Source organism: Actinosynnema sp. NPDC002837, assembly GCF_040295345.1.
Lineage (GTDB): Bacteria > Actinomycetota > Actinomycetes > Mycobacteriales > Pseudonocardiaceae > Actinosynnema.
Genome location: NZ_JBEOVG010000012.1, coordinates 1 through 26,369, shown reverse-complemented (window position 1 = coordinate 26,369; position 26,369 = coordinate 1). Strand labels below are relative to the sequence as shown.

The window sequence follows — 26,369 nt, the reverse complement described above, 5'->3', positions numbered from 1 at the left end:
AACCTACCCGTGCCGCGAAAAGCGCACCCTTCCTGAGGACCTTCGAGAACGAGCCTCCATCGACGCAGCCACCGCTCCTAAGCAGGACCAACCACGCTCATCGGCAGAGGCGGACGTCAACCGCTCGCGCTCGACCAGCCCACTTGGGAGCAGCGCGGTGGGAGCGAGTTGGGAGCCGCAGGACGCGCCCCAGCCGCATCGAACGGCTCCCAACCACGGTCAACTGCGCCCACACAGCCTGCTGAAGGCTTGTTTCCAAAGGTCAGGGCGGATAGCGATGTACGTTGACACAGCAGGATTTCTCAGAGACGTCCCCAACTGCGCTCAACGGCACGAAACCGCAGGTAACAGCACTCAACCGCACCTGCGACAACCCTCGAACACAAGTGACCAGGTTGGCACTGGCGGTAACCGGTGTAGCAGCCGTGCCGCTTCCGGACGAATACCTCGCCGCCATCGGATGCGCGGTCGACACAGCGGATCCGCCACAAGGATCTAGAGTCAGTTGAAATCCGCCTGTCGGACAGCGATGACTGCGCGGTAGCCAGGATGTTCACTCAACGTGTAGAGCATATCCGGCATGCCGCCTGAACCGTCGCCCCATCCCCAATAACTCAACGACTCGGCGCCGTGTACGCCAGTGTAGACCTTCACGGGGTTCGCCGGACTGCTGCCGTCCCAGAACCGGAGCTTACCGTAAAACTCATTGCCCCCGCTGCTGTTGAACCAGAACCGGTTACCTCGGGCAACAGCGCCCTGTACCTTGTCCCATGGCATCACCCACACGTCGTAAGGCGTATTCTGCGCCGGGAGCCGGGTTGTATAGTCGAGAGGATACCGGAAGATCTTGCCACCGTTGGCGGTCGAGTACTCTGAGACGACGAGTTGATCCGGCGTGGATGCCCGGTCGAGCGAAATCGACGAGAATTGGACGTTGCCAGCCGGATTGGTTATCTGGCCGACCTGCATCATGATGTATGCGTACCCGCTGGCACAGAATCGATAGGCTCCGTTGTCGGAGTAACGACCGATGAGATCACTGCAGTACGAGGTGGTGTCGGCACTGTAAACGTGGTCCCAACTGAATAACTTGATGTGGTTACTGCACGCGACATAAAGCATGTTTCCGTACCACATGGCACCACCGGCGTGGCAGTCCCGGACGGCGGTGAACGTTCCTCCGGAGCCGGGGTTCACTAACAGCAGGTGCCGGTACTTGTTGTTGCCCGCGCCGTAGCCCATCGCCGGGGCGAGACTGAGCCGCACGTAACTGTTAGCGGAGCTGTACCAAGTCGTGGCGACCGCCTGAACACCGTCATAGGTATAACTGCCCAGTGCGTCTGCCGTCGTGGTGATGCCCTGCGGCATCCACGTGGTGGTGTCGGGGTCGTCGGATGTGGTCGTGTTGTCGGACTGCCAGCAGAAGCCGTACTCTCCGACGCCCTGTGACGCCAGTGGCTGCATTGCTTTTCCATCGCCAGTCTGGCACGACAACGCCTCCATCGAGCGGTTGGCGTTGCTCAGGATCCAATCGACCTTGCGCTTCTTCGCCGAGCCGATTGCGCCGCCGAGCAGATCAGCGTTCCCGTAAGCACGGCTCGCCGAGATGGAATATACGCCGGTCGTGGTCGGGTCGACTCGATACGGCGGCGGATCGGCTGCGGTGGCTACGCTAGGTGACACGAGCATCCCAGCGATCACGAAGGCGACAAACAATATCTTTATCATGCTGCCAGTATCCGCCTCGAACCTGGGATGTTTCTTGTGCGATCACGGCAACCGACCACGACTGACCCGAACGGGTGTTAGCGATCGACCTTGTGGCGCTCAGGACATCACCACCAACAGGGCAGCAAGTTCGCAGCTAAGCTGGCGTGTTGCAGATCCTGTCCCTCCCACGGCGAAGTGACCTTCAATCCGCGCGCGGCTGGCGCACAGGTTCGGGTACAAGGTCGGTGTCAGGTCATCCGTACCCGATGCAGAGAAAGGTCCTGCGCAACGGATTGCGCGCGTTGATCGCGGCCACCGCCCGTGCCGGGGACTCGCCCCGGGCGATGGCGGTGTGGAATTCGCGCACTGCATCGGCACCGGTCCGCGCGCCCGTCCGGGCGGCTGCCACCACGACGCTGCGCACTCCCGCCTTGATCAAGCCTCCGGCGAACCCGAACACTTCCTCACCGCTTCCGGCATCACCGGGTCGGAGGTCCTCGCCGTCGAGCAGCACGACGCCCGGTGGTTGCTTGAGGTCACCGACCTCGTGTGCGTAGATCACGCGGTCGTGGAGGCGCACGGCGGAGAACGCGGTGTTCTCGGGTCGGTGCACGCCCCACACGGCCAGGTGCACCAACGACGCGCCCTCCATCGCGGACAGCACGTCTTCGGCACGAGCCAGCCGGCCCGCGAACAGGTCGGCGTGCGAGTGATGGCGCGGTAGTGCCGCCACGTCCGAGGCCGCGTGCGGACCAACGACGATGACCACTCGGCCGTTCTCCTGCCGGTTGTCGTCGTGCCGTTCCACCCAGGCGGTCGCGGACGGTGACACCACGACGGCTCGTCCTCGCAATGAGGGCAGTGTGGTCCAGGGCAGTGGGTAGAGAGCGCCGGTGGGCAGGACGACGAGGTCCCGGTCGGCGATCCGGTCCGCCAGCGGTCGCACCAGCACTTCGTCCAACCAGGCCGCCCGCCGCTGCACCGCGGTGGAGATGGCGTCGGCCAGGGGTGTGGGCAGGTTGTCCGGCGCAACGGCGGCGAGGTCGGCGTGCAACTGCCGAACGCCTTCGAAACATCGTTCGGCATCGCCGAGACGGGTCACGAACGCCTCGTGGTCCACAAGGACCACGAGGAGCAGGCCGTCCCACGCCTCGGTGAAGGCGATCAACGCTCGCGCGCCGAGACGCTCGGCGAGGGGCCACGGATCGGTCGGTGGCTGCGCCTGCTCCACCCACCCCAGAAGTGCGGCTTCACGTCGCATCTGCTCCAACTGGCGGTGCAGGGAGTCCCACTCGGGGTCGTCGCGTGAGGTCATCCCGATGGCGCGGGTCAGGAAGCGGATTTGGGTGAGCCGGTCCGCGAGTGCGGGGTGACGCGCGGCGCGGGTCGGCGGATGGTGGGACACGCCGGCTCGAACCCGTTCGGCGACGTCGAACGCCTGCCAGGGGTCGAGCGTGCTCGTCACGAGCTGCGAGGCGAGTGTTCTCAGCCGTCGATCGTGCACGTCGAGCAGGGGACGGTGGAGTACGGGGCCGAACCGGCGATCGCCGATTGCCCGCAGGGTGGTCTGCGCCTCGGTCAGGGCCGTCACCAGGTCGCCCCCCGCCAGCAGGAGTTCGAGCCGGCACAATGCGTGCAGCACCACAACGTGGCCCACTACAACCACCGCACACCGCACCAAGCCCTACAACTCGCACCACCACGACCAGACCGACCGATCGCAGAGCCGAGCTGCACATCGACAGGTCGCCGACCAGTCCTCGGCAGCCTGATCAACGAGTACGAGCCCACAGCAGCCTAACCGCAGATCAGATAGTGTGACCGACTTCTGCCACCCCACACGGCGTTCCCGAAGTACTTCAGCACAAGAGGATCGGGCACAAGTTCCGTGGGGTCATGGGCGTCTACTCGCACGTGACGCGGCCGACCAGCTGTGGTGGGCCAACAAACGCCGCCGCGACTTCCTGTCCCACTCCGCCGCCGAACGCGTCGCCCGCGTCCTGGCCGAACTCGTCAGCTCCTTCGGCCGCGAGGAACGCGGCGGCTAAACCCTGGGCATCCCCCTCACCTGCGTCGAACTCGCCTCCATCGCGGGTCTGTCAAACGAGCGGCTCTGACCCGTAGTCGGTGGTGACGCTGGGTGTCTGTCAGGGGAGGAGGATGCGGTGGCGGAGGAGGTCGAATCCGGCGCGTCCGTGCATCTGTCTCATGATCCTTTTGGTGCGGGTGTTGACGCCTTCGGTGCGGCCGTTGTGGTAGGGCAGGGTCACGGCGGCGTCCACAGCGGACCGGTCGATCTCGAGGCCGTTGGTGAGACTGCGCAAGTACGGTAAGTCGACGGCGCGGGCCGCCGTGATCCACTCGGTGAGTTTCGCGTCGTTGCCCGCGGCGGGTGTCAACAGGGCGGCGAAGCGGCGCACCAGACTGGCGAGTGCGGTCATCTCCGGGCAGGCCGCGGTGATCTTCTCCAGCAACTCCGTGTCCTTCGGGCGCAGGTTCGCGGGTCTGGTGAGCAGGAGGCAGCTCGCGTGGCGGGAGGTGGTGACGGGGCGCTCGCCTTCGGCGCGGCCCTGGTTGAGGTAGCGGACCAGCAGGTTGGCGCTGCCGGTGTAGCCCAAGTCCTGGATCTCGGCGAGCAGGCGGGTGGCCGGGACCGCGGGATCGGCCGCGCGGCGGGCGCGCAGGTGCTCGCGGTAGGGGTCGACCAGCGTCGGACGGTAGGTCGGGGCGATGCGCGTGCTGTGGGGTTCGGGCATGCGGGTATAGCGTTTGACGGTGTTGAGGGCCACGCCCAGGCGCCGTGCGCAGTCGAGCAGGCCGACACCTTGATCGAGCAGCTCGTGGACTTTGTTCCAGCGCTCGCGGACGGTCTGCTCGTGGACCCCGCCCGGGCGGGGCGGGTTGACCGTGGCCCAGCATCCGGCATGCGCGCGGACTTCGAGCAGGACCTTGTCGCAGAGATTGCGCCACAGGTGCCATCGGTCGCTGACCTGCACCGCGTCGGGCAGGGCTCGGCGAATCGCTTCGGCGTAGGTGGCCGAGCCGTCCCGGCACACGACCTCGACACCGGGATGCCCGCGCAGCCACGATTCCAGGGTGGCCGCGTCGCGGCCGGGCAGGACCGCGACACGTCGGCCGGTCTCGGCGTCGATGACGATCGTGGCGTAGCGGTGGCGGCGGCGCAGGGCGAAGTCGTCCACGCCGATCACCCGCGGAACCACCGGTTCGGGCAGCGGCAGGCGCCATAGGTGGCGCACCGCCGTGCCGCGGGAGGCGGGCATGGCGAGAAGGTCGGTCAGGCGCGCGGCCGCCCGACCGCACAACTCCCGCGCCACCTGGGAAATCTGACGCACGAGCCGCGCTGTGCGACGCTGATGGCGTTCCACCAGGCCGGGGACCTGCTCCCGGAAGGTCTGCCGCGGGCAGCCCAAGGCCGCGCAGACCAGCCGCCGGGCGCGCAGGCGCACGACCACCTGACGGCCGTCGACCGGCACGTCCTTGAGCGTCCGACTGTGATACCCGTGCACCTGCGCCGTCGCGGTCCCGCACACCGGACACGGCACGGCCGCGTTCCTGTGGGGTGCCAGAACTCTGCTCTGAGGCGTTGAGCTGCGGCGATCGCGCACTACGTGCTGTAGGAGCATGATCGTGAGACGTGACGCTACGACTGGTGTACCTGATCTTCGTCCGGGTCGTCGGCTGGTTGGTTCTGCTCGGCCGGTCATCAGCGGCCAAGGACGTGGAGTTGCTGGTGCTGCGGCACGAGGTCGCCTTGCTGCGGCGGGTCCACCCCCGTCCGCAGTGGGAGTGGGCCGATCGCGCGGTGCTCGCCGCATTGGCGGGCCGACTGCCACGGCTGCTGCGTGGGCACCGGTTGGTGACACCGGGCACCCTCCTGCGATGGCACCGACGTCTGGTCGCGAAGAAGTGGACCTACCCGAAGCACACCGGGCGTCCACCGGTCGACGACGCCGTCTAGCGTTGATCGAGCGGATGGCCCGGGAGAACGCCCGCTGGGGTCACCGCCGGATCCAGGGCGAGCTGCTCAAGCTCGGCCATCGGGTAGCCGCGTCGACCGTGCGCCGCGTGCTCAAGCGCCTGCGGATACCGCCCGCGCCCCAGCGCGACACCGACACCTCCTGGCGACGGTTCCTCCGCGCCCAGGCCTCGAGCATGCTGGCCTGCGACTTCTTCCACGTCGACTGCGCCCTGACGCTCAAACGGGTCTACGTCTTCTTCGTAATCGAGGTCGCCACCCGCTACATCCACATCCTCGGAACCACCACCCACCCCGACGGGGCACGGACCACCCAACAAGCCCGCAACCTACTGATGAACCTCGACGACCGGGCGGACGACTTCCGGTTCCTCATCCGAGACCGGGCCGGCCAGTTCACCACCTCATTCGACGCCGTCCTCTCCGACGCCGGCATCAAGGTCGTGAAGACCCCACCACGGTGTCCACGAGCCAACGCCCACGCCGAACGGTTCGTCGGCACCGTCAGACGCGAAGCCACCGACCGCCTGCTCATCCTTAACGAACACCACCTGCAGGCCGTGCTGCAGCGCTACGCGAACCACTACAACCACCGCAGACCACACCAAGCCCGACAACTCAGCCCACCACGACCGGACCACCCGACGGCAGAGCCGAACTGCACCTCGATACGTCGCCGACCAGTCCTCGGCGGCCTGATCAACGAGTACGAACCCATAGCAGCCTAACCGCAGGTCAGGTGGTATGGCCGACTTCTGGCACCCCATAGGCCGTCCGGGTCACCGGATCGGTCAAGGCGAAGAGATTTGGAGCGGCTGTGTTGCTTTTGATGCCTTTCGGCGGAGTTGAGGGGTGCTGACGGCGCCGTGCTGCGGCACCGCTTCCCTATCGGAGGTCCTCATGGCGAACACAGTGCCCGGCCGGGCGGTCGGATCCGCCGCCGACCCCATTGACGGGCAGGCGACGACCGACTCCGACGCGGCCGCTCCGGATCTCCCCGAGGCAGCGGAGGGGGTGCGGCTGTTGCACACCCCGGCGCAGGCGGCGCGGGCGTTGTCGGTGCGAGAGTCCTGGTTGCGTCGCATGGCCGGGCGCGGCGAGATCCCGTGCACCTTCCTGGGCAAGCATCTGCGGTTCTCCGACGCCGACCTGCGCTCGATCATCCACCGCGGATCCCGTGCCGCCCGCCGGGACGCGACGTCCCGCCCCAAGGCCCGCGGTCCGTACTCGCGTCGTCGGCAGGGGTGAACACAGTTCGGTTGCGTCGCAACGGATATGGAGCGTCACTGTCCGTCGGCCGTCGTCCACGACGGACCGACACCCCACGACGAAGAGTTAGAGGAGACTGCCATGGCCTGGGCGGAGAAACGCGGCGACGGGTACCGGGTGCGCTACCGGTTGCCGGACGGATCGTTGTTCACCGAGAACGGGTTCGACACGCGCGAGGAGGCCGAAAACCGGGCGAAGGACGTGGAGTCCGATCAGCGACGGGGACGGTTCGTCGACCCACGGCTGGCGCAGACCCTGTTCGGCGACTGGGTGCGCGAGTGGGTCCAGGCCCACGACGTCAGCGCGGTCACCTGGGCCACCTACGACTCCCATCTGCGCAACCACATCCTGCCCCGCTTCGCCGACACCGAGCTGGGCGACCTGTCGCGGATGGTGGTCAAGATCTGGGCCAAGCAACTACGACGGTCGTTGGGCGAGCGCAGCGTCGCCGATGTGGTCAATCTGCTGTCGCGGATCATGGGCGAAGCCGTCGACGAAGGGCTGATCGGTGCCAACCCCTGCCGCAAACTCCGCCTCGCCCCTGGCGATCAACCAGAACGGCCCCATGCCACCACCGCCCAGATCGCCGGCCTGGCCGCCCGCGTGTCCCCCGACAACGCCGCCCTGATCGTCACCGCCGCCTACACCGGCCTGCGCTGGGGTGAACTGACCGGCCTGCAATGGACACGGGTCGACACGGCCAACCGGGAGATCCGCGTCGACGGCAAGGTCGGCGCCCTGCACGAGGTCGGCGGCAAACTCACCCTCGGACCGCCCAAGACACCAGCCAGCGTCCGCACCGTGCACCTACCGCCGTTCCTGGTCGACCTGCTCGAGGACCACCACGATCGCCACCCCGCCGCACGGTTCGTGTTCACCGGAACAGACGGCGGCTTCCACCGCCGCTCCAACTTCCGCCGCCGCGTCTGGCTACCCGCCCTGCGTGGGGACACCGCCGCCGGCCGACCGCGGATCAACCCCGACATGCACTTCCACGACCTACGCCACACCCACAAGACCTGGCTCATCGAAGACCGCGTCCCCGAGGTCCTCCAGCACAAAAGGATCGGCCACAAGTTCTACGGCGTCATGGGCGTCTACTCCCACGTCACCCAACCCATGATCGACGCCATGCTCGCCGCACTCCAACACCGCTGGGAGCAAACCCGGGAACAAACGGGGAGCACGAACCTATGACCACCTTCGCAAATACGGTTGTGGTCAAGATCGTTTGCTCCCCAGATGCTCCCCTAAACGATCAACGGCCTGCAGACAGTGATCGTCTGCAGGCCGTTGACCAGGTAAAACACACTGTGGGCGATACTGGGATCGAACCAGTGACCTCTTCGGTGTGAACGAAGCGCTCTCCCGCTGAGCTAAACGCCCGTATTCAGTTCTCACACCCGCTCTCGCGGTGTGGCCATAGCTTACAACATCATCCCCGCGAACCAAAAATCGGGCTCTCCAACCAGGCCCACTCGAGCCCGAACCAGCCACCTACCAGCGCGAACACCCCGAGCAGCCAACACGTCACGACCACCACGAGGCCGGTGCCGGCCAGCACGAGGCCCTTCACCAAGAGGTTCTGCCGCCGCAACCACGCGACCCACGCGTCGTAGTAGCGCTTGGCGAACCTCAGCACCCGGCCCGCCCACTCGAACTCGGTGGCCAGGATCGCCAGCCCGGCGAAGACGACCAACCAGCCCGGCCCCGGGTACGGGATCATCAGCACGCCCGCGACCAGCACCAAGCCACCCACCACGCCGACACCGATGCGGTAGGTCATGTTCAGCGCGGGGTTGCGGCGGAACCAGCGGAGGTGCTGAGCGCCGTTGTCGGTGTCTTCGCGCTGTTCTGTGCTCATGCCCACATCATCGCTCATTCGTCGCTCACGCGGGGCCTACCTGGCCCGATGCCAATACGCTCGACGGCCGCGCGGGCGCCGTGCGGCCTTCTTCCAACGAGATCCCGAAGCCGTTGTGCCGGTGCGCGTCCGGCGACCAAGCCAGAAGTCGCACGTCGGCATCGCTCACCGTGACGTCGAATGTGGCCAACGCCACAGGCTCCGGCGCGCTGGTCCCCCACACCACGTAGATCTGCCGCGTCACGTCGTTGGCCGGCAGATCCGTCGGCACGATCGCGGCGGCGTCGTCAGCGGACAGCAGCACGGCCACCGCGTCACCCGACTCGTCCTGCAGCACGGCCCGGCTCGCATCCGGGTCGGCCACGATCCGCAGCGCGCGCTCCAACTGCCCGGCCCGCACGTCCTGCTGGGCGACCTGGTCGTTCAGCTGGCCGAACCGGACGCCCGCGACACCGATCCCGGCCACCACGACCAACGCCGCCGCGGCCAGGAGCAGCTTGCGCCCCGACCCGCCGGGCCGGTCAGGTCGCCGTGATCCGAGCGGAACCGGCTCCTCCGCCACGCGTACCTGAGGTGTGTTCTCGATCGCATCCATCAGACGCGTCCGCAGGCGCTCCGGCGGGTCGTACTGGCGGACCGACCCGCCCAACGCGGCCGTCACCTCCTGTGTGGCGCGAATCGTCTCCTGACACCGCGCGCATCCCGGCACGTGGGCCCGAATCAACGCTTCCTCGCCCGGCTCGAGCGCGTGCATCGCGTAGCCGACCGCGAGCTCCTCCTCAGGGCACCGGTCGTCGTCCCGGTTCACCGTTGTGCTCCCGTCGTCCTGCCCGGCGCGTCGCCGCCGGTCTCGCCCGCCCACAGCGAGCGCAGTGCCGTGCGCAGCCCGCGGATGGCGGCGAACGTGCGCGATTTCACCGTGCCGAGGGGTATGCCGGTCAACGCCGCGACCTCGACCTGCGTGTAGCCGCCCAGGTAGGCCAGCGCGAGCACCTGCCTCTGGTCTTCGGGAAGCCGTTGCAGCGCCTCACGCACCTCAGCGCCCACCACAGCGGTCAACGCGGCCTGGTCCGCGCCTTCCGCCGGTGTGACGTTGAGCTCAGAGGTCTCGTCGGCCAAGGGGACACTTCGTCTACGCTGGGTGTTCTCGCGACGGACCGCGTCAACCGCGCGGTGGTGCACGACGGTCATCAGCCACGTGCCGAACCCGCCGCGTGAGCGGTCGTAGGCCGCGGGGTTGCGCCAGAGGGCCAGGAACGCCTCTTGGACGACGTCCTCGGCCAGGCCCGGATCGACACAGATCCGCCGGGCGAGCGAATACGCCGGTTTCCCGTACCGGTCGTAGAGTTCACCGAACGCCGTGCGGTCACCCACCGTCACCCGCGCGGCGAGTTCCACGTCGGTGGGACGTCGCAGGTCCGGGTCGCGTCGCGGCGGGGGTGAGTCAGCCACCAGAGAGGTCCTCACGTCCAACATTCGCGCAACAGCCGGTACCGGGTTCAGGTTAAACCCAGCAAGATGGGAGCAGCCTGGCCCAGTGGACACGGAACGCATCGAGGTGGTAGCCCAGTGGAGTTGCATGGCCCCAATCGGGTGATAAACCATCGAGAGTCGAGCGTTCCTCGCCACATATACGTCACAAGTAGAGAACTCGGTCGTTCCATTGGCCGGGAAGGGAGAAGAGGGTAACGACGATGCGCAACGACCACGTGACACTCCGCTCAACAGCGGTCTTCGACCTGCTGGCGCCGAGGACCCCGGCCGTCCCGGTGCAGGTGGAGCTTCGCTATGACACGAAAGACCCGTACGCGGTAGTCGCCGCGTTCCGAACCGGCCGTGCCGGCTGGGTGGAGTGGGTCTTCGCCCGCGACCTGCTCGCCGACGGCCTGATCGCCGACGCGGGGGACGGCGACGTCCGAATCCGCCCGGCCGCCGACGACCCCGAGGTCGTGGTGATCGAACTGAGCTCGCCGTCCGGCCACGCCATGTTCGAGGCCTCGGCCCAGGAACTGGCCGACTTCCTCGACCGGACCTACGACGTCGTCGTGCCCGGGAACGAGCACCTGTGGGTCGACGTCGACGAGGCCCTGACCCACCTGATCTCCAACGACCTGACGTAAAAGCGCAGGTAGCGGGCCCGCGAGGCGGTCAAGGACCCCCCGATTTGATCCCGCTGCGGTGCATGTAATAAAGTTCCTCTCGCACCGAGGAAGACCGGAACGACAAGCCCCAAAAGGGAAAAGTTCCAAGTAATCCACGGGGCATGCGGATGTAGCGCAGTTGGTAGCGCATCACCTTGCCAAGGTGAGGGTCGCGAGTTCGAGTCTCGTCATCCGCTCGGCAGAGGGCCCCTTGGGCTCAGGCCTGACTCCTGGGTGCTAGCCTTCAGGAATCACGGCGGAGTGGCCGAGTGGCTTAGGCAAGGGCCTGCAAAGCCCTGTACACGGGTTCGATTCCCGTCTCCGCCTCGGACGATTAGCTCAGCGGGAGAGCACTACCTTGACACGGTAGGGGTCACTGGTTCAATCCCAGTATCGTCCACCATCTATAAATGCAGGTCAGAAGCCCGGTCCTCGATCTTGAGGCCGGGCTTCTTGCACGTCTTACAAGATCAATGGAGCGAATCCGGAGCCGACCGTCGAAACTCCGCCCGACCTCAGCCCCGCCACCACGGCTCCCAGGTGTGGGAACCATCCGAACGCCGAACTCCCGCTGCGGACGGCCTTCGACTTCGGCACGACCAGGAAAGCCGAATCGACCGGGTCCTGGGACCCGATCTCGGAAGCGGCATCGATGACCGGCGCCGCGGACGCGGGCGACGCGACGGAGTTCAGGGCCGGAAGGGCCCGGTGCGAGAGACTTAGGTCACGGCGGCCGGCGACGGCGGACATCCGGTGCGCTTCACCGGCCGGAGGTCATCGGTGGTGGCTTCCCACGCCGTGCCGGGTTCCCGGCGCGCCCCTCGTGGCCGACCTGGTGGAGCCGGTGAGCAGGCCTGATCGCCGGGCACGGCCACCCTCGACCGGGCCACGATCCGGGGCGTCGCCGATTCCGGTGGTCCGGGTCCGTGCAGCGTCAGGGGCTATCGCCGCCGCCAGGAGCAGGTACTGACTCCCGTTCGCGTCCAACAGCAGACACCGCGCCTCGCCCTGGCCCTCACCGTGCCGGACACCACCGTGAGCGGACGCGACACCGGAGCGGACGTCGGAGCGGACGAGGTGGTGCCGGCAGGCGGTCCACCGGACGGTCCGCACCCCGCCAGCACCAACGAACAGCACGCACGACGTGAACGACGCACACCCGTACCGGCGGACCGGCCCGCGACCGGATCGGCGCGGTGGACCGGGGAGGCGGCAGTCCGATCCGGCCACCACAGCACCCCGCTCACGCTGGCGGCGGCAAGACCACGACAGGGAAGACGAGCCCGGACAGGCTTCTCACGGCACGAACGCCTCCGTCGCCGCGGCGACACGCCGCGCCTCCTCCTCGGCGGTCACGACACGGCCGTCCGGCCCTGGGAACACCAGTGTCCGCTTGCCCGTGTCGAGCCAGTGCACGAGGTACGGCGGCGACCCGTCGGGATGGCGCAGTTCCACCACCTGTCCACGCCGAGTCGGCACGCCTTCGATCACCACCCAGTCCCCGACCTCGGCTTTCACCGCTCCGCCTCCGTCCGCCACACCACGGCGAGCGGGCAGCGCGCGTGCTGGACCCGCGCCTGGCTGGTGGAGTCGGGCAGCATTCCGGCGGAGCCGCCGTACCCACGACTGCCCAGGACGAGCAGCCGGTGCCGCGCCACGTCTGGCAATGCCCGCGTCGGACGCCCCCGCCCCGCTTCACGCTCGACGGCGACATCCGGGTGCGTCTCCCGCCACCCGACCGGCCGCTCCGCAGGCGCCGGACGCCCCTCCGCCTGGCCCCCGCCCCAGCCCGCCACGAGTCGAAGTGAGCCGTCAGCAGTGTCCTGCACGAATTCGTCGCGAGGGATCACGGTGGTCAGTGGTGCGGACTCCTCGAACGCGGAAGCGGTGGCGCGGTGACCGACCGGAGAACCATCGATTCCCACGACGACCGGCCCGTCCGAGGTTCCGGTGTGCCGGACCACCACCGGTCCGTCCATACTGCACCTCCAAGCTCCTCATGCCCCTTCCCAACGCTAGGCGGGCCCCGAACCGCTCAACGCGGCCGTTGGTACCGCCTGGGAAGAGCCCTCCGACCGGGGCCCTGTCGGAGTCCGAGTCGGATGCCGTGCCGCCCTCCGACGAACGCTGTTCGGCTGCCGAGTGCGGCAGCGTCGAAGTCGGCCCGCCTTGGATGCTGCGGAAGCGGTCGCACGGACATCGGCCGGCGTTGGGGTTCGACGGCACGAGCTCCACGGCGGCGCGCCGCTACGGCTTGTCGGCGACCGGGACGATGACGCACTCCCACCGTCGAGGCGTTTCCCGACGAGCACTCGGCATCCGGGCATTCGCGGAGGACGGACTTGCCCCCGCCGCGACTCGCCGTGCGGCGGAGCGAGGTGTCGAGGTAGTGACCACCGCCCTCGACCACGGTCGCCGCGAAGTCGGGGCGGAGACGGCCGGAGGGGGCGCTCAGCCAGTTCGACGCGACGCACGCGACGGCTATCTGCTCGTCCGCGCCCCATGGTGCACGCGCCAACGTCACCCTGCGTGGTGCCCGCTATGGCGTGATCAGATCAGGACCCGCTCGCCGTCACGGGGCACGACCGCGTTCCAGCCGTGTTCAGCGGACAGTCGGGCAGCCAGGGCCGTCGACGCCTCGGGTTCGCCGTGCACGAGGTAAGTGGTGCCGGGTTCTGGTCCGTCGGTCGTCCAGGCGAGCAGTTCGTCGGCGTCGGCGTGGGCGCTGAACGCGTCGAGGACCTGGACCTCGGCCTTGACCGGCACGTAACGGCCGTGGATCTTGATCTCGCGGGCGCCGGTGGCCAGTTGCCGGGACCGGGTGCCCGCGGCGGCATAGCCGACGACGAGGACGGTGTGGCGGGGGTCGGGCAGCATCTGCTTGAGGTGGTGCAGCACGCGCCCACCGGTGGCCATGCCGGACGCGGAGATGATGATCGAGGGCTGCGCGGGGTTGTTGACGGTCATGGATTGCGTGGCGGTGTGCAGCTCGGCCAGCCTGCCGGGGTCGAACGGGTCCTCGTGGGTGTGCAGCAGTTCGGGTCGGACCTCCGGCCAGGCCTTGGCGACGGCTTGGCGGTAGACGCGCAGCGAGGCGAGCGCCATCGGGCTGTCCACGAACACGGGCAGCTCGGGGATGGTGCCGGCGCGGGTGAGCTTGGCCAGCTCGATGAGGACGACCTCGGTGCGGTCGACGGCGAAGGCGGGGATGAGCACGCTGCCGCCGCGCGCGGCGGTGCGGCGGATGGTGTCGGCCAGCAACGCGGTGGCGCGCTCGTCGTCGTGCGCGCGGTCGCCGTAGGTGGACTCGACCAGCAACGCGTCGCACTCGGGACGTGGCCGGGGCGGCAGCAGGATGCGGTGGTGCTGCCTGCCGAGGTCGCCGCTGACGACCGCGGTGCGGCCGCCGAGGTCGAGGTTGGCCCACGCTGAGCCGAGGATGTGCCCGCTGCGGCCGAACTCCAGGTCGACGCCGCGGGCGATGCGCCAGGGCACGTCGAAGTCCATGGTCTGGAACAGCCGGACGGCCGCGGCGGCGTCGTCGGTGTCGTAGAGCGGCAATGCCGGGTTGTGCCTGGTCCAGCCGCCCTCGTTGGCCTGCCGTGCGTCCTCGACCATGAGGTGGGCGCTGTCGGCGAGCACGATCGCGGCGAGGTCGGCGGTGCCCTCCGTGGTGTAGACGGGTCCGCGCCAGCCGTTGCGCACGAGGACCGGCAGGTAGCCGCAGTGATCGAGGTGGGCGTGGGTCAGGACGACCGCGTCGAGGCGGTCGAGGTCGAGTCGGGGCGGCTGCCAGTTGCGTCGGCGCAACGGCGCGAGTCCCTGGAACAGGCCGCAGTCGACCAGAACTCCGGACGACCCGGTGTCGAACAGGAACTTGCTGCCGGTCACGGTGCCGGTGGCACCGAGGAAGGTCAGCGAGGTCGGCTCGGCGGAGCGCTTGCCCATCACAACTCCTGGCTGGTCTGTCGCGGGATACCACGGTCCCGCGTCTTCGTGACGGCCCACAGCGGCGGTCGGCCCGGTCCCGCGGGGTCTTCGGTCCCTACCTCGTCAGCCGGTCGAGGACGGCCGCGCCGGTGGTGGTGAGCACCGCCATCGAGCCCGCCGACCGGACGAGGCCGCCGAGCACGAGGTCGTTGGTGGCGGTGAAGTCGCACCACAGCCCGTCGACCGCCAGGCTCGGACGCCCGATTCCGACCAGTTGCCCCCTGCCCTGCGCGACCGCCCTCAGCATCGCCTTGTGCCTCGATGTGTAATCCACGTCACTCAGCTCCTCTCTGCTGTCCAGGTTCCGCGTTCCGCGGGCGCACTGGCAGGTTCGAAGGAGGTCGACCGGACGGGACGTTCGGACGCGGTGGCGCGGGACCCGGGGCTCAGCGCAGCGATGCCGCGTGGTCGGGGACGTAGGTCTGCAGGCGCCGGTCGGTGCGGTGGTAGCCGGTGGACGCGGGACGTGGTGGTAGCCGGAAGGCGGGCGGCTCCACCTCGTAGTACGGCAGGGTGGACAGCAGGTGGGCGATCATGTTGACGCGGGCTCGCCGCTTGTCGTCGCTGTCCACCACGTACCAGGGGCACTCGGCGGTGTCGGTGTGGACGAACATCTCGTCCTTGGCGCGGGAGTAGTCCTCCCACCTGGCTATCGAGTCGACGTCGACCGGCGAGAGCTTCCAGCGCCGCATCGGGTCGTCCAACCGGCGTCGGAACCGCTTCTCCTGCTCGGCGTCGCTGACCGAGAACCAGTACTTGCGCAGCAGGATCCCGTCGTCGACGAGCATCCGCTCGAACACCGGGCACTGCTGCAGGAACCTGCGGTGCTCCTCGGGCGTGCAGAACCCCATGACCCGTTCGACGCCGGCGCGGTTGTACCAGCTGCGGTCGAGCAGCACGATCTCCCCGGCGGCGGGCAGGTGGGAGGTGTAGCGCTGGAAGTACCACTGCGTGCGCTCGCGTTCGGTGGGCGCCGGCAGCGCCACGATGCGGGCGATGCGCGGGTTGAGGTACTCGGTGATCCGCTTGATGGTGCTGCCCTTGCCCGCCGCGTCACGCCCCTCGAACACGATCACGACCCGCGCCCGTTCGACGCGCACCCACTCCTGCACCTTCACCAACTCGGCCTGCAACTGCCGCAACTCGGCCTCGTAGGCCGCGCGACGCAGCCTGGACTTCGCACCCATCATCGGCTCCTGGTCGGTCGCACGATCCCAGTGATGCCCTGGTCCCGTGGTTCGACGTGGAGAAGGACGTCGTCGTGCAGGTCGGTTGCGTCGGTGCGCAACGAGAAGGGCATCACAGGTCCTGCACGGTCGCGCGCACCACGAGCACCGGGCACGGCGCGTGGTGCAGCAGGGCGTGGCTGGTGGAGCCCAGCAGCAGCCCGGTGAGCGCGCCGCGGCCCCGGCAGCCCACGACCAGAAGTGCGGCGTCCCGGGCGCGGTCGATCAGCGCTCGTGCCGGGTTGCCGCGGGCGACGACCAGTTCCAGCCGGACGTCGGGGTACTTCTCCCGCCACGGCGCCACCAGCGCGGAGAGGTCCCCGCCCTGCGCGGCGTCGTACTCGGCCAGCTCGATCCCCACCATGTCGGCCAGCGGCTCGGGCGGCGCGTGCCAGGTGTGCACCAGCACCAGCGGCACGCCGCGTGTCGAGGCCTGGTCGAACGCCTGGGCCAGCACGGCCGGGCTGTCGCCCTCCACCCCGCACACGACGGGACCGGGCCGCGTTTCACCGCGTACGACGACCACTGGGCAGGCGCCGCGGCTGGTCACGGCGATGGCCGTGGAGCCCAGCAGCATCGAGGTGAACCCGCCCAACCCTCGCGAGGCCAGCACGACCAGTTCCGCGTCGACCGACTCGGCCACCAGCAGCGGGGCCGGGTCGGCGACCTCGATGTGCACATCCAGCCGCACGTCGGGATCGACGTCACGGGCGATGTCCGCGGCCTCGTGCAGCCACTGCCACGCCTGCTCGTGCAGCGCCTTGCGGGTGCGCCCGTCGGCGTCGAGCACGTCACCCGGCAGGCGCAGCTCGGCGTGCACCAGCCGCAGCGGCACGTCCCGCGTCCTCGCCTCCCGCGCCGCCCACCGCACCGCGTCGAACGCGGGCCCAGAACCATCGACGCCGACGACCACGGGCTTGCTCATGTGAAACGCCTCCTCATCCACTTGTGCCCGGCGTCCACCAGCAGGACGACCGGGATGGTCATCGCCGCGAGCGCCCAGCCCAGCGGGGTCGGCGCGCTGCCGCCCAGCAGGTCCGGCAGCGGCGGCACGAACAGGAACACGGCCAGCACGGCCAGCTCGAAGAGCACCGCGCCGATCAGCAGCCGGTTGCCCAGCAGGCTCCTCACCGGCTTGGTGGCGCTGCGGCACGCGAACGCGTTCGCCAGCTGCCCGAGCACGATCGCGGTGAACGCGGTCCCCGAGGCGGTGGCCAGCAGCACCGGGTCGCCCAGGTTCCAGCCGCCCGCGAGCAGCACGAGCGTGAACGCCGCCATCGCCGCCAACGCCTCGGCCGGGCCCAGCACGCCGAAGGCGCGGACCAGCACCGAGCGGTCGATCAGGGAACCGGTCCGCGCGGGGCCGGTCATGGTGCGCGGGTTCGGCTTCTCCGCGCCCAACGCCAAGGCCGGCAGCAGGTCGGTGCCGATGTCGAGCGCGAGGACCTGCAGGACGCTCAGGGCGAGCGGGTACGAGCCGCCGGACAGCGCCCAGAACACGAACGGCGTCAACTCGGCGACGTTGTCGGTCAGGTGGTAGGTCAGGAACCGGCGGATGTTCGCGAACGTCGCCCGGCCCAGCTCCACCGCGCCGACGATGGTGCCGAAGTGGTCGTCGAGCAGCACGAGGTCGGCGGCTTCGCGGGCCACGTCGGTGCCGGAGGCGCCCATGGCCACGCCGATGTCGGCCGCCCGCAGCGCCGGCCCGTCGTTGACCCCGTCACCGGTCATGGCGACGACGTGACCGCGGTGTTGCAGGGCGTGGGCGATGCGGAGCTTGTCCTCCGGGGTGACGCGGGCGACGACGACGCCGTCGCGGTCCAGCAGTTCGCCGAGGGCGGCGTCGTCGGCGGGCAGGTCCTTGCCCTCGACCACCAGCCGGTCGGGTCCGAGAAGGCCGACCTGGGCGGCGATCGCGCGGGCGGTGGCCGGGTGGTCGCCGGTGATCATGGCGAGTTTGATGCCGGCCTTGCGGCACAGGGCGATGGAGTCGGTGACGTCGTCGCGTGGTGGGTCCTGCAACGCGACCAGGCCGAGCAGGACCAGGTCGCGTTCGGCGTCCTCCCAGCCGGTGGCCGCGCCGGGTCGCCACGCCACCGCGAGCACGCGCAGCCCCTGCGCGCCGAGGGCGTCGATCGCCTCGTGCGCGCCCGGCGCCTGCGCGCACAGCGGCAGCACCGCATCGGGAGCACCGGTCACGTGCACGCCGTCACCGTCGACGGCGGACGAGCGGCGGCGACGCGGGTCGAACGGGAAGCGGGTCGCCGCCGGGGTCGTGGTGTCCGCGCCGACGCGTGCCGCCAGGACGTGGAGGGCGACCTCCATCGGGTCGCCAACCGGCAGCCACCGGTGTTCCCGGTGCTCGACGTGCGCGGTGGGCGAGCAGCGAAGGGCGCTGACCGCGAGGGTCCTCACGGCGGCGAGGGCGTCGGATTCACCGGTCACGCGGGCGGTCGGGGCGTAGCCCTGCCCGTCCACCGCGACCTCGCCGGCCGGAGTCCACACCCGCACCGCAGACATCTCGTTGCGGGTCAGCGTCCCGGTCTTGTCCGTGCAGATGAAGGTGGTCGCGCCCAGCGTCTCCACCGCGTCCAACCGCCGCACGAGCGCGTTGCGGTGCGCCATCGTCTGGGCGGCTCGCGCCAGCGACAGCGTCACGGTGGGCAGCAGGCCTTCCGGGACCAGCGCGACGGTGACGCCGACCGCGAACAGGAAGCCCTCCGTCGGATCGAGACCCAGCAGCATCGCGACCCCGTAGAACGCCACGCCCACAGCGACCGCGATGAGGCCGACCACGGTCACCACGCGGTGCAGCCGCAGGGCGAGAGGGCTCTTCGGCCGGACCGCGTGGCGCGTGAGCGAGGCGATGCCGGCGAGCTGGGTGTGGGAGCCGGTGGCCGTCACCACGACGGTCGCCTCACCCTCCGTGACGTAGGTGCCGGCCCGCACGACGTCGTCCGCGGCCGGGTGCACTGGCACGCTCTCGCCACTGAGCATCGACTCGTCCACCGCCAGCGCGGCGACCTGCGCCACGCGGGTGTCGGCGCAGACGCGGTCGCCGCCCTGGAGCAGGACCTCGTCGCCGACGACCAGCTCGGCCGCGTCCACCACCTTCGGCTTGCCGTCGCGGCGGACGGTGGCGCGGGTGGGCAGCAGGTCGCGCAGCCGTTGCGCCGCGCGGTCGGCCCGGTACTCCTGGGCGAACGCGAACACCCCGTTGAGCACGACGACCAGCGCGATCGCGACCGACAGCGCGGGCATGCCCGCGACGTAGGCCAGTGCGGCGGCCACCCACAGCAGGATCGCGAAGAAGTGCGCGAACTGCTTGAGCAGCAGCACGACCGGGTGCGCCCCGCCGCCGGTGGGAAGCACGTTAGGGCCGTCCTCGCGCAGCCTCCGGGCGGCCTCGGCCGAGGTCAGGCCACCCGTGGTGCGCTCCGCCGCGTCCAGCACCGTCGTCACCCGATCCGGTGACTGGTGTCGGTGTCGTCCCAGCCGTAGGACAGGTGGTTGCGGACGTCGACCACGCCGGGCATGGCCAGGGTGAGGCGGTGGGCGATGTCGGCTTCACTGCGACGCTCGATGGTGCCGCGCAACGTGACCACACCGTCGACCACCTGGACCTCGACCGCGGTGGGCTCCACCCACAGCGTCCGTTGCAGGACCTCGTGCACGACCGTGCGGCGCAGGTCCTCGTCGCTGCGCAGGAACACCTTCAGCAGGTCCCGACGGGACAGCACACCGAGCAGCCTGCCGTCGACGTCCACGACGAACAGCCGGCGCACACCTTCCACCGCCAGCTCGTGCGCGGCGGCGCTCGCGGGCGCGTCCGGGCCGATGGTGACGACCGGGGTGGTCATCACGTCACCCGCGGTGGTACCGCTCGCCTGGCGCCAGCGCTGCTTGGTGTCGCGGCGGGCGAACACGGACGGGCCGGGTTCGGTGCCGCCCCGGTACTCCTCCTTGGGCAGCAGGTCGGCCTCCGACACCACGCCGATCGGCCGGTCGTCGGTGTCCACCACCGGCACGGCGCTGAACGCGCCGTCGGTCAAAATGGCGGCGACGTCCTTGAACGGGGTGCCGACGTCGACCTTCACCACCTCGCGGGTCATCAGCGAGGCAACCTCGGGTTCACGCATGGGTCTCTCCTTCCACGGTGTTCTGGACAGGTGCGGTGGGTCGGGTCGGCCGGGTCGCGGCGAAGAGCACCAGACCGCCGCCGAGGAACAGCAGCAGCACGCCGGCGCCGAGCGCCGTCCACGCCGCCGGGGCGAGAGCGGGCAGGGTCGCGGTGGCCACGAGGGTCGTGTCGACCGTGCGCGAGCCGTCGGCGTTCATCACCACTGCGGTCCAGGTGCCGGGCTGCGCGGTCCAGGTGAGCGAGCCGTAGCCCGACGACACCCAGAACGGCTGGGCGTGGGGTGGGGTGGCGGGCGCGGTGCCCGTGCTGTGCTGGTAGAGGGCTTGGTCGCCGAAGCCGGTCACGCGGTCGCGGTCGACACCGCCCAGGTAGCGGGCGACGTCGGCGCTGGGGCCGATGCCGACGAACGCGTCCGGGTCGACCCGCAGCCCGATCGCGCCGAGCCAGTCCTCGCCGACCGCCCAGCCCGCCTCGGTCCAGTTCATCTCGGCGGTGCCGAGCTCCACCGCGTAGCCGGTGCCGCGCAAGGTCTGGGCGGGTGCGGTGACCGCGCCGGTCGCGTCGCGCTGGGTCTGGTCGGCCCACAGCCCGAGCGCGCCGGCCGCCGACAGCCCAGCGCCCGTCAGGAGCAGCAGGACGCCGATCACCGCCGGGGCGACACGGCCCGCGGTACCGCCCGACGGTGCGGGCGGGGGTGGCACGTCCAGGGTGGCGGCGCCGGGTTCGTCGCCGCCGGTGTCGAACCGGAACGGCGGGTAGGCGTCGGTCATGAGGCCGACGTACGCCGCGACGCGCAGCGCCCAGCGGTCCATGCCCAGCACGAAGTCGAACACACCGCGCGGGTAGCGGCCGGTGAACAGCAGGACCACACCGGCGATCAGGACGAGCAGGCCGACCAGGCCGCCGGCCGGGCTGTAGGCCCACTCACCGGCCCGGAAGGCCAGGTAGCCGCCACCGCCGAGGAAGATCCCGACGACGACCAGGTGCGGGAGGGCCAGCAGCCACTTCACCAGCACCAGACCGCGCGAGAGCCGTTCGGGGTACGCGATGTCCAGCGTTGCCGGGTAGTCGGGTTCCTCGCCGAGGCTGAACGGCGGGTACCGGTCGGTCGCCAGCGCCCCGAACGAGTAGTACGCCACGCGCCACGTCCAGCGCAGCACGCCGAGCGCGAAGTCGAACAGGGGCCGCGGGTAGCGACCGGTGACCAGGATCGCGACGAACGCGACCAACCCCACCACGCCGAACGCCATCCACAGGAAGGCCAAGACGACGTAGTGCGGGATCACCAGCAGCCACTTGACCAGCCACAACCAGCGGTTGAGGGCCGGGTCGAACCGGCCGTGCACGCGAACGGGGTAGGTGGTCATGACAACGCCCTCCAGCCGGGCCCGACAGCAGCCCACTCGGTCCTCCACAGGCGGCTCCGGAGCCGGGTGTGCGCCGATCGGACCAGCACGTACCCGAGCGCCATCGCGCCGCCGAGCGCGATCCAGGAGCCCACCGCGACGGCCGCCGCCATGACGACCGCGTCTTCGACCACCCCGGAGCCGACGATCGCCGTGCCGCTGCTCGGCGAGCCGGGCGCGTCGACCGGCATGACCGCCTCCCCCGAGTAGCGGGTGCGCAGTGGCTCCTCGGAGCGCGCAGCTCGCGGCGCGTGGTCCTCCGACCGGATCGCCACGACGATCGGCAGCTCGATCAGCGTCACCGCGACCCAGGCGACCGCGACGGCACCCCCGAGCCGCTCGTCGAGCGGGTTGCGCCCGGCGTGGGCCCGGTGCGCCCGTCTTGCAGGGCTCGACCGCGTGTCCATGTCCCGCCCTCCTCGTCCGCTCCGGCACCTCCCAGGCTCGTCCGCTCCGAGGTCTGTCCACAGAGTCGTTGGTCGTCACGCCGGTCTCTGATGGGTTGGGACCTTCGACCCTGCGAACGCCGCCGCGAACGTCGGTGGATGACGCGCAGCCGAAGGCGAAGGGAAGCCGAAGCCCTCTCACTCCAGGGCTTCAGCCTCTGTCGACACGCTCACGACGGGTGGACGCTCGGAGGTGCGATCGGGAGGCCGTCATGATGGTGGTGGGTGTGAACGGATCGGCCGCGAGCTGCAAGGCGCTGCGCTGGGCGTTGACGCACGCGGCGCGCACCGGTAACAGCGTCAGGGCGATCATGGCCACGCCCTCCGAGGTGAAGTGGGTTCCCGCGCGTTCCACGGGCGGGGAGCCCCAAGCCGACACGCCGGGCTACTTCCACCTCGGGCACGGGCTGCACCACGCGGTCAAGCAGGTCCGCGCCACGCTCGACAACGCCCCTCCGGTCACCGAGGTCACCGTCGTCGGCGACGCGAGCACCACCCTGGCGCTCGAGTCGAGACGAGCCGACCTGCTCGTGATCGGCAGCCACGGCCACAGCCGCCTGTCCGACGTGGCGCTCGGCAGCGTCTCGACGTACTGCGTGCGGTTCTCAGCGTGCCCAGTCGTGATCGTGCCCACCGCGGACTCCTGAGCCGCCGCAGCCGGCTGTTCCGACGTCCGCTCAACGCTGCGCGTCCACGCCTGTCGTCTGGTGCGCGTACGCGCTCAGGACTCCCGGCACCGCTTCGGCCAAGGCGACGGCGACGTTCCAGGACCGTTCGTCGGGGAACGTCGTCCCGATGTCGACATGCCCGTTGTGCACGGTCACCGTCCAGCGGCCGTTCGGGTCGTAGGCATCAAGGCGTTCCCGCACGTCGGACTCGATGGAGGGGTCGGTGCGGGCCAACGCCCGCACCAGGTCACGCCTGGTCACCACGCCGACCAGCCGCAGGCCGTCCAGGACGGGCACGCAACGGATCCCGTCGTCGACCATCACCCTGGCGAGCAGGCCGGCCGGTGCGGTGGGGTCCACTCCGCACACCGGTGTGGTCAGCACGTCACCCACCGGCGCGTCTCCGGGCTCCCCGTCGGTGTAGCGGCCGCGGAGCAGGTCAGCCTCGGTGAGGATGCCGACGAGTCGCCGGTCGGCGTCGACCACGGGCAGCGCGGTGAAGCCGTGTGAAACCATCAGCGCCGCCGCCACGCGGATCGGCACGTTCGATGTCACGGTGATGACCGGGCTGGTCATGATGTCTCGTGCCCGCACGGCACACCTCCCTCGTCGCAGGTGATTCCGACGTTAAGCGGCTGTCGCGCCCGCGCCAGCGGTCGATGGTCCTCTGCGACGAGGGTCCAAGGACGGCCCCGCCTGTGCGATGTCCCCGAACGGGTGACGTGCCAATGGTCGAGGGACATCCGCAGGTCTCCGGCACGCGCTGCCGACACCGACGACGAGAGGTGTGGCCATGCCGATCGACGTGCAGCAGCCGAAGGCGTGCGACGTCATCCGCGTGCCGCAGGGGTGACGCGCGACGGCACCGGACGGATACCCTGGAACAGCCCGAGCACCTCGGGGATCAGTCCGCCGACATGACGCCTCTCGACCGTCGTCATGGGTACTCCCCTCCTGACCGGGATTTGCTCCGAGATCCAGTCCACCGCCACGGCGTTCGGGGTCACAGAGTCACCGGGAACCGTTGGACGGGGACTTTGGTCCGGGGTGTTCCGAGCGCCGCGGTGGACGGCGGTCGAACCGCGGAGCTGAACGACGAGCAGTCGGCCGCGTGGTCCGCCACCAGCGCTTGGCTCTGCGGGCGCGGTGACCGCTTCGACTTGGACGCGGCAGCCGTTCGGCACACCGGAGCGGAATGAACCGCGCCGGACGGAGTGGACGCGCCAACGGGCCCTTGGTCCCGTCTGCGGCAGGGTCGACCTGCGCGAACGGCTGCCCCGAAGACCTTCCGAGGTGATGCCCTCGTGCCGTGTTCGGCAGCCGGTGACGCGACGGACAGTGGACTCCTGAACGGAAAACCCACGGAGCCGACCATGTCCACGCTGCTGCAGACCGCCCGACACGACACCTACGCCGGGGTCCGGGACCCGAAGCTCGCCGCCGTGCTGGCCGCCGAGGACGACGCCGAGGAGACCGGGTTCGACCCGCTCGAACGCATCACCTGTCGCGTCCACCGCCGCTGGCTGCACCAGTGCGTGCACTCCCAGGCACACGTCATCGCCGTGACCGGCCACCGCTGGTGCCGGGACTGCGAGTGCCCCGCCTCCGTCAGCGTCGACGAACTCACCGGCACGGTCACCGTCCACTGCCAACGCTGCCTGCGAACGCCCGACAGCCCCGCCACCCGCCAGATCGTGCGCTGCTGCCGAGCCAGCATCGCCACCGCCCAAGACAGCCGACGGTGATCAACCCGATCGACCCGTTTCACATCGGCCGGACCGATCGTCCGACCCGCTCCGTGCCGCCCGCGTTCGCCCCAGCGGGTACGCCGGGGACGGATGTGTCCGACCAGCGAACACCGACCGCCGCGTCCGTGTCCTCGGTACGGTCGCGCCCCCGCCGTCCGCTGTGCGCCACCACGTGGCCGAAGCCCCACCGTCATCCCGAGCACGGGCGCCACTCCGAGCAGTGAACGCCCATCCAGTTCATCAGCTCACCGCATCGCCTCACCGACCGCCGCCGCGACGCGCCGTGCTTCGTCCTGGGCCGTCACCACGTGGGCGTCCGGGCCGGGGAACACGAGCGTCTGCTTGCCGGTGTCCAGCCAGTGCACGAGGTAGGGCGGCGAGCCGTCGGGGTGGCTCACCTCCACCACCTGGCCGCGCCGAGTGGGCACGCCGAGCGTGACACCCTCGACAACCACCCAGTCCCCCGATTGTGCCTTCACGACCGCACCTCCAGTCGTCCCGTCCCGCGTGGGCGCAGGTCGAAGATCCCACCCGGTGACGAGGTTGGGCGCTGCGCCGCGCTCACCCGACGAGGTGACCCTCGAACCACGACGTACCAAGTGGCACTCGCCGAAACCACGCCTTCACCGCCGTCCGTGGGCGCAGCCGCACCCGCGTGGTGGACCTGATGTCGGCACGATCCTGATGCCGGGTGGACCCAACCGCCCGCACGCTTCACGCATATCCCCCGGCCGCTTGGGGCAGGCACACGAGGCGCGCAAAGGGCGGGGCCGCGCTCACGGCCACCGGCAGGCGCGCCCGCCCGCCGCGCGAGGTTCACCTGCACGGACCGGACGGCACCGCCGACCTCGAGGTCCACATCACCGTCGTCGTCGTGCCGGTGGCGATCAGCCGGAGGTGAGAACGGCCTGTTCACCGGTCGAAACGGTGTCCCGCGAGCGCGCCCACCTGTTCGACGTTGGTCGGACCGGTGGCGCGACGCCGGCGGGTGCGTCCTCACGCGAGCTTCCGCCAGCCGGGCTCGACCGCCGCCCACTCCAGTTCCCACTGCTGCCGACGCAGCCGGGTGTGCGTCGACCGGACCACCACGTAGAGCACCGCCATCGCGCAGCCCAGCGCGACCCACGAACCGATCGCGACCACCATCGCGGTGAACACCGCGCCCTCGGCCGTCAGCGGCGCGTCCACCACGGAACCCCGGTCGTCGACCCAGATCCGGACCTTGCTCCCGGCGAGCACGTCGCTGGTGGTCTTGACCTCGCCCTGTCGTGTCCTGCCATCGGGCAGCGTCCACGTCGCGGGAACGTCGTACTTCGTCACCGCCGCGGTGTGCGCGCTGCCGCCCGCGGAGCTGGGCGTGTCCGCCAGCAGCACGGCGTCGACCTCATAGCGGGTGCGCAACTCCTCCGAGGACACCACGGCCTGCCGCGCGTGGACCTCCGAGCCGATCGCCGCCGCGACGGGCAGCCCCAGCAACGCCATCGTCACCGAGACGACGGCCACCGCGCTCTCCAACCGGTCCCCGGGACGGGCGAGCGGGTTGCGCCAGGCGAAGAGCTGACGCGCGAACCTCCGAACGGCACTGCCCGAACGCATGTCCATGTCCCGACCTCCTCGGCCTGATCCGGTCACTCCAGGCTGGTCCGGCCAAGGCGCGGCACCCAGAGTCCTTGGTCGTCACGACAGTCCCTGATGTGCCGGGACTTCCGGCTCTGCCTCGGACTCGCCGAGCACGCACCGGTCGGCGCCGGGTCCACGACCCG

At 69.9% G+C, this 26,369-nt stretch carries 26 protein-coding genes and 4 tRNA genes; 10 read left to right on the top strand and 20 right to left on the bottom strand.

What is annotated here, in order from left to right; translation table 11 throughout:
- Nucleotides 1-501: 501 nt before the first annotated feature.
- From ABTZ99_RS11500 to ABTZ99_RS11490, 3 genes are all read right to left on the bottom strand, one after another.
- Complete coding sequence (locus tag ABTZ99_RS11500; RefSeq protein WP_499610563.1) at nt 502-1,728, bottom strand: hypothetical protein; 1,227 nt, start codon at nt 1,726-1,728, stop codon at nt 502-504.
- A gap of 235 nt (nt 1,729-1,963) precedes the next feature.
- Complete coding sequence (locus tag ABTZ99_RS11495; protein WP_499610561.1) at nt 1,964-3,367, bottom strand: CHAT domain-containing protein; 1,404 nt, start codon at nt 3,365-3,367, stop codon at nt 1,964-1,966.
- A 490-nt stretch (nt 3,368-3,857) separates the two neighbouring features.
- Nucleotides 3,858-5,435: an ISL3 family transposase gene (locus ABTZ99_RS11490; protein ID WP_499610558.1), complete on the bottom strand. Its 1,578-nt coding sequence runs from the start codon at nt 5,433-5,435 to the stop codon at nt 3,858-3,860.
- Here ABTZ99_RS11490 and ABTZ99_RS11485 point away from each other — a divergent pair.
- The 4 genes from ABTZ99_RS11485 to ABTZ99_RS11470 all read left to right on the top strand — a co-directional run bounded on the left by ABTZ99_RS11485 (nt 5,366) and on the right by ABTZ99_RS11470 (nt 8,173).
- Nucleotides 5,366-5,689: an integrase gene (locus ABTZ99_RS11485; RefSeq protein WP_499610817.1), complete on the top strand. Its 324-nt coding sequence runs from the start codon at nt 5,366-5,368 to the stop codon at nt 5,687-5,689. The genes ABTZ99_RS11490 and ABTZ99_RS11485 overlap by 70 nt on opposite strands.
- A 98-nt stretch (nt 5,690-5,787) precedes the next feature.
- Nucleotides 5,788-6,435 (top strand): integrase core domain-containing protein, encoded by a 648-nt coding sequence (locus ABTZ99_RS11480; protein WP_499610555.1) that lies wholly within the window; start codon nt 5,788-5,790, stop codon nt 6,433-6,435.
- 172 nt (nt 6,436-6,607) lie between these two features.
- Nucleotides 6,608-6,955: a helix-turn-helix domain-containing protein gene (locus tag ABTZ99_RS11475; RefSeq protein WP_499610553.1), complete on the top strand. Its 348-nt coding sequence runs from the start codon at nt 6,608-6,610 to the stop codon at nt 6,953-6,955.
- A 102-nt stretch (nt 6,956-7,057) separates the two neighbouring features.
- Nucleotides 7,058-8,173 (top strand): site-specific integrase, encoded by a 1,116-nt coding sequence (locus ABTZ99_RS11470; protein ID WP_499610550.1) that lies wholly within the window; start codon nt 7,058-7,060, stop codon nt 8,171-8,173.
- 117 nt (nt 8,174-8,290) lie between these two features.
- On the opposite strand, the gene ABTZ99_RS11465 is transcribed toward ABTZ99_RS11470, so the two are convergent.
- The 4 genes from ABTZ99_RS11465 to ABTZ99_RS11450 form a co-directional block, all read right to left on the bottom strand.
- Nucleotides 8,291-8,362 (bottom strand) — tRNA-Val (locus ABTZ99_RS11465).
- A gap of 49 nt (nt 8,363-8,411) precedes the next feature.
- Complete coding sequence (locus tag ABTZ99_RS11460; protein ID WP_499610547.1) at nt 8,412-8,840, bottom strand: TIGR02611 family protein; 429 nt, start codon at nt 8,838-8,840, stop codon at nt 8,412-8,414.
- 25 nt (nt 8,841-8,865) lie between these two features.
- Nucleotides 8,866-9,648, bottom strand: a complete 783-nt coding sequence (locus ABTZ99_RS11455) for an anti-sigma factor (protein ID WP_499610544.1) — start codon at nt 9,646-9,648, stop codon at nt 8,866-8,868.
- Nucleotides 9,645-10,292 carry an RNA polymerase sigma factor gene (locus ABTZ99_RS11450; RefSeq protein WP_499610541.1) on the bottom strand — a complete coding sequence of 216 codons (648 nt, stop codon included), beginning with the start codon at nt 10,290-10,292 and terminating at the stop codon, nt 9,645-9,647. Before ABTZ99_RS11450 ends, ABTZ99_RS11455 begins: the two co-directional genes overlap by 4 nt.
- Before the next feature lie 242 nt (nt 10,293-10,534).
- On the opposite strand from ABTZ99_RS11450, the gene ABTZ99_RS11445 reads away from it, so the two are divergent.
- The 4 genes from ABTZ99_RS11445 (at nt 10,535) to ABTZ99_RS11430 (ending at nt 11,384) form a co-directional block, all read left to right on the top strand.
- Nucleotides 10,535-10,960, top strand: coding sequence for an SsgA family sporulation/cell division regulator (locus ABTZ99_RS11445; protein ID WP_073893954.1), 426 nt, complete (start codon nt 10,535-10,537; stop codon nt 10,958-10,960).
- 145 nt (nt 10,961-11,105) lie between these two features.
- Nucleotides 11,106-11,178: transfer RNA gene (locus ABTZ99_RS11440), tRNA-Gly, on the top strand.
- 58 nt (nt 11,179-11,236) lie between these two features.
- A tRNA-Cys gene (locus ABTZ99_RS11435) sits at nt 11,237-11,308 on the top strand.
- Nucleotide 11,309: 1 nt separating this feature from the next.
- Nucleotides 11,310-11,384, top strand: a tRNA-Val gene (locus ABTZ99_RS11430).
- Nucleotides 11,385-12,277: 893 nt separating this feature from the next.
- Here the strand turns inward: ABTZ99_RS11430 and ABTZ99_RS11425 are convergent.
- The 10 genes from ABTZ99_RS11425 to ABTZ99_RS11380 all read right to left on the bottom strand — a co-directional run bounded on the left by ABTZ99_RS11425 (nt 12,278) and on the right by ABTZ99_RS11380 (nt 22,151).
- Nucleotides 12,278-12,499 carry a DUF1918 domain-containing protein gene (locus ABTZ99_RS11425; RefSeq protein ID WP_499610538.1) on the bottom strand — a complete coding sequence of 74 codons (222 nt, stop codon included), beginning with the start codon at nt 12,497-12,499 and terminating at the stop codon, nt 12,278-12,280.
- Nucleotides 12,496-12,960 carry a universal stress protein gene (locus tag ABTZ99_RS11420; protein ID WP_498781094.1) on the bottom strand — a complete coding sequence of 155 codons (465 nt, stop codon included), beginning with the start codon at nt 12,958-12,960 and terminating at the stop codon, nt 12,496-12,498. The genes ABTZ99_RS11425 and ABTZ99_RS11420 overlap by 4 nt, the downstream gene beginning before the upstream one ends.
- A 571-nt stretch (nt 12,961-13,531) precedes the next feature.
- Nucleotides 13,532-14,929 carry an MBL fold metallo-hydrolase RNA specificity domain-containing protein gene (locus ABTZ99_RS11415; protein WP_499610535.1) on the bottom strand — a complete coding sequence of 466 codons (1,398 nt, stop codon included), beginning with the start codon at nt 14,927-14,929 and terminating at the stop codon, nt 13,532-13,534.
- Between the two features lie 97 nt (nt 14,930-15,026).
- Nucleotides 15,027-15,245, bottom strand: coding sequence for a hypothetical protein (locus tag ABTZ99_RS11410; RefSeq protein ID WP_498781098.1), 219 nt, complete (start codon nt 15,243-15,245; stop codon nt 15,027-15,029).
- 112 nt (nt 15,246-15,357) lie between these two features.
- Complete coding sequence (ppk2, locus tag ABTZ99_RS11405) at nt 15,358-16,161, bottom strand: polyphosphate kinase 2 (protein WP_498781100.1); 804 nt, start codon at nt 16,159-16,161, stop codon at nt 15,358-15,360.
- 109 nt (nt 16,162-16,270) lie between these two features.
- Complete coding sequence (locus tag ABTZ99_RS11400; protein WP_498781101.1) at nt 16,271-17,122, bottom strand: universal stress protein; 852 nt, start codon at nt 17,120-17,122, stop codon at nt 16,271-16,273.
- The gene (locus ABTZ99_RS11395; protein WP_499610530.1) at nt 17,119-19,659 is read right to left on the bottom strand and encodes a cation-translocating P-type ATPase; all 2,541 of its coding nucleotides are present in this window, start codon (nt 19,657-19,659) and stop codon (nt 17,119-17,121) included. Before ABTZ99_RS11395 ends, ABTZ99_RS11400 begins: the two co-directional genes overlap by 4 nt.
- Entirely contained in the window at nt 19,656-20,336 is a 681-nt protein-coding gene (locus ABTZ99_RS11390; protein ID WP_499610528.1) for a CBS domain-containing protein, read from the bottom strand. The genes ABTZ99_RS11395 and ABTZ99_RS11390 overlap by 4 nt, the downstream gene beginning before the upstream one ends.
- Nucleotides 20,329-21,705, bottom strand: coding sequence for a DUF4389 domain-containing protein (locus tag ABTZ99_RS11385; RefSeq protein WP_499610525.1), 1,377 nt, complete (start codon nt 21,703-21,705; stop codon nt 20,329-20,331). Before ABTZ99_RS11385 ends, ABTZ99_RS11390 begins: the two co-directional genes overlap by 8 nt.
- Nucleotides 21,702-22,151: a hypothetical protein gene (locus tag ABTZ99_RS11380; protein ID WP_499610522.1), complete on the bottom strand. Its 450-nt coding sequence runs from the start codon at nt 22,149-22,151 to the stop codon at nt 21,702-21,704. The genes ABTZ99_RS11385 and ABTZ99_RS11380 overlap by 4 nt, the downstream gene beginning before the upstream one ends.
- Nucleotides 22,152-22,417: 266 nt before the next feature.
- Here ABTZ99_RS11380 and ABTZ99_RS11375 point away from each other — a divergent pair, with 266 nt between their 5' ends.
- Nucleotides 22,418-22,837 (top strand): universal stress protein, encoded by a 420-nt coding sequence (locus ABTZ99_RS11375; RefSeq protein WP_498781109.1) that lies wholly within the window; start codon nt 22,418-22,420, stop codon nt 22,835-22,837.
- A gap of 30 nt (nt 22,838-22,867) precedes the next feature.
- Here the strand turns inward: ABTZ99_RS11375 and ABTZ99_RS11370 are convergent, their stop codons facing one another.
- Nucleotides 22,868-23,452: a CBS domain-containing protein gene (locus ABTZ99_RS11370; RefSeq protein ID WP_498781110.1), complete on the bottom strand. Its 585-nt coding sequence runs from the start codon at nt 23,450-23,452 to the stop codon at nt 22,868-22,870.
- A 779-nt stretch (nt 23,453-24,231) separates the two neighbouring features.
- Between ABTZ99_RS11370 and ABTZ99_RS11365 the strand changes: the two genes are divergently transcribed.
- A complete protein-coding gene (locus ABTZ99_RS11365; RefSeq protein WP_498781111.1) occupies nt 24,232-24,603 on the top strand; it encodes a hypothetical protein in 372 nt (123 codons plus the stop codon).
- A 248-nt stretch (nt 24,604-24,851) separates the two neighbouring features.
- Here ABTZ99_RS11365 and ABTZ99_RS11360 read toward each other — a convergent pair whose 3' ends face one another.
- Together ABTZ99_RS11360 and ABTZ99_RS11355 are read right to left on the bottom strand one after the other, a co-directional pair.
- Nucleotides 24,852-25,085, bottom strand: a complete 234-nt coding sequence (locus ABTZ99_RS11360; RefSeq protein WP_498781113.1) for a DUF1918 domain-containing protein — start codon at nt 25,083-25,085, stop codon at nt 24,852-24,854.
- Between the two features lie 517 nt (nt 25,086-25,602).
- Nucleotides 25,603-26,208 (bottom strand): Rv1733c family protein, encoded by a 606-nt coding sequence (locus ABTZ99_RS11355; RefSeq protein WP_498781115.1) that lies wholly within the window; start codon nt 26,206-26,208, stop codon nt 25,603-25,605.
- Nucleotides 26,209-26,369: the final 161 nt, after the last annotated feature.

Bases quoted from the DNA above. Each gene is read 5' to 3' on its own strand.
- ABTZ99_RS11490 (WP_499610558.1), bottom strand. From the start codon at position 5,435: ATGACCGGCCGAGCAGAACCAACCAGCCGACGACCCGGACGAAGATCA.
- ABTZ99_RS11380 (WP_499610522.1), bottom strand. From the start codon at position 22,151: ATGGACACGCGGTCGAGCCCTGCAAGACGGGCGCACCGGGCCCACGCC.
- ppk2 (WP_498781100.1), bottom strand. From the start codon at position 16,161: ATGATGGGTGCGAAGTCCAGGCTGCGTCGCGCGGCCTACGAGGCCGAG.
- ABTZ99_RS11400 (WP_498781101.1), bottom strand. From the start codon at position 17,122: ATGAGCAAGCCCGTGGTCGTCGGCGTCGATGGTTCTGGGCCCGCGTTC.
- ABTZ99_RS11470 (WP_499610550.1), top strand. From the start codon at position 7,058: ATGGCCTGGGCGGAGAAACGCGGCGACGGGTACCGGGTGCGCTACCGG.
- ABTZ99_RS11385 (WP_499610525.1), bottom strand. From the start codon at position 21,705: ATGACCACCTACCCCGTTCGCGTGCACGGCCGGTTCGACCCGGCCCTC.
- ABTZ99_RS11420 (WP_498781094.1), bottom strand. From the start codon at position 12,960: ATGGACGGACCGGTGGTGGTCCGGCACACCGGAACCTCGGACGGGCCG.
- ABTZ99_RS11390 (WP_499610528.1), bottom strand. From the start codon at position 20,336: ATGCGTGAACCCGAGGTTGCCTCGCTGATGACCCGCGAGGTGGTGAAG.
- ABTZ99_RS11415 (WP_499610535.1), bottom strand. From the start codon at position 14,929: ATGGGCAAGCGCTCCGCCGAGCCGACCTCGCTGACCTTCCTCGGTGCC.
- ABTZ99_RS11460 (WP_499610547.1), bottom strand. From the start codon at position 8,840: ATGAGCACAGAACAGCGCGAAGACACCGACAACGGCGCTCAGCACCTC.
- ABTZ99_RS11445 (WP_073893954.1), top strand. From the start codon at position 10,535: ATGCGCAACGACCACGTGACACTCCGCTCAACAGCGGTCTTCGACCTG.
- ABTZ99_RS11355 (WP_498781115.1), bottom strand. From the start codon at position 26,208: ATGGACATGCGTTCGGGCAGTGCCGTTCGGAGGTTCGCGCGTCAGCTC.
- ABTZ99_RS11365 (WP_498781111.1), top strand. From the start codon at position 24,232: ATGTCCACGCTGCTGCAGACCGCCCGACACGACACCTACGCCGGGGTC.
- ABTZ99_RS11475 (WP_499610553.1), top strand. From the start codon at position 6,608: ATGGCGAACACAGTGCCCGGCCGGGCGGTCGGATCCGCCGCCGACCCC.
- ABTZ99_RS11500 (WP_499610563.1), bottom strand. From the start codon at position 1,728: ATGATAAAGATATTGTTTGTCGCCTTCGTGATCGCTGGGATGCTCGTG.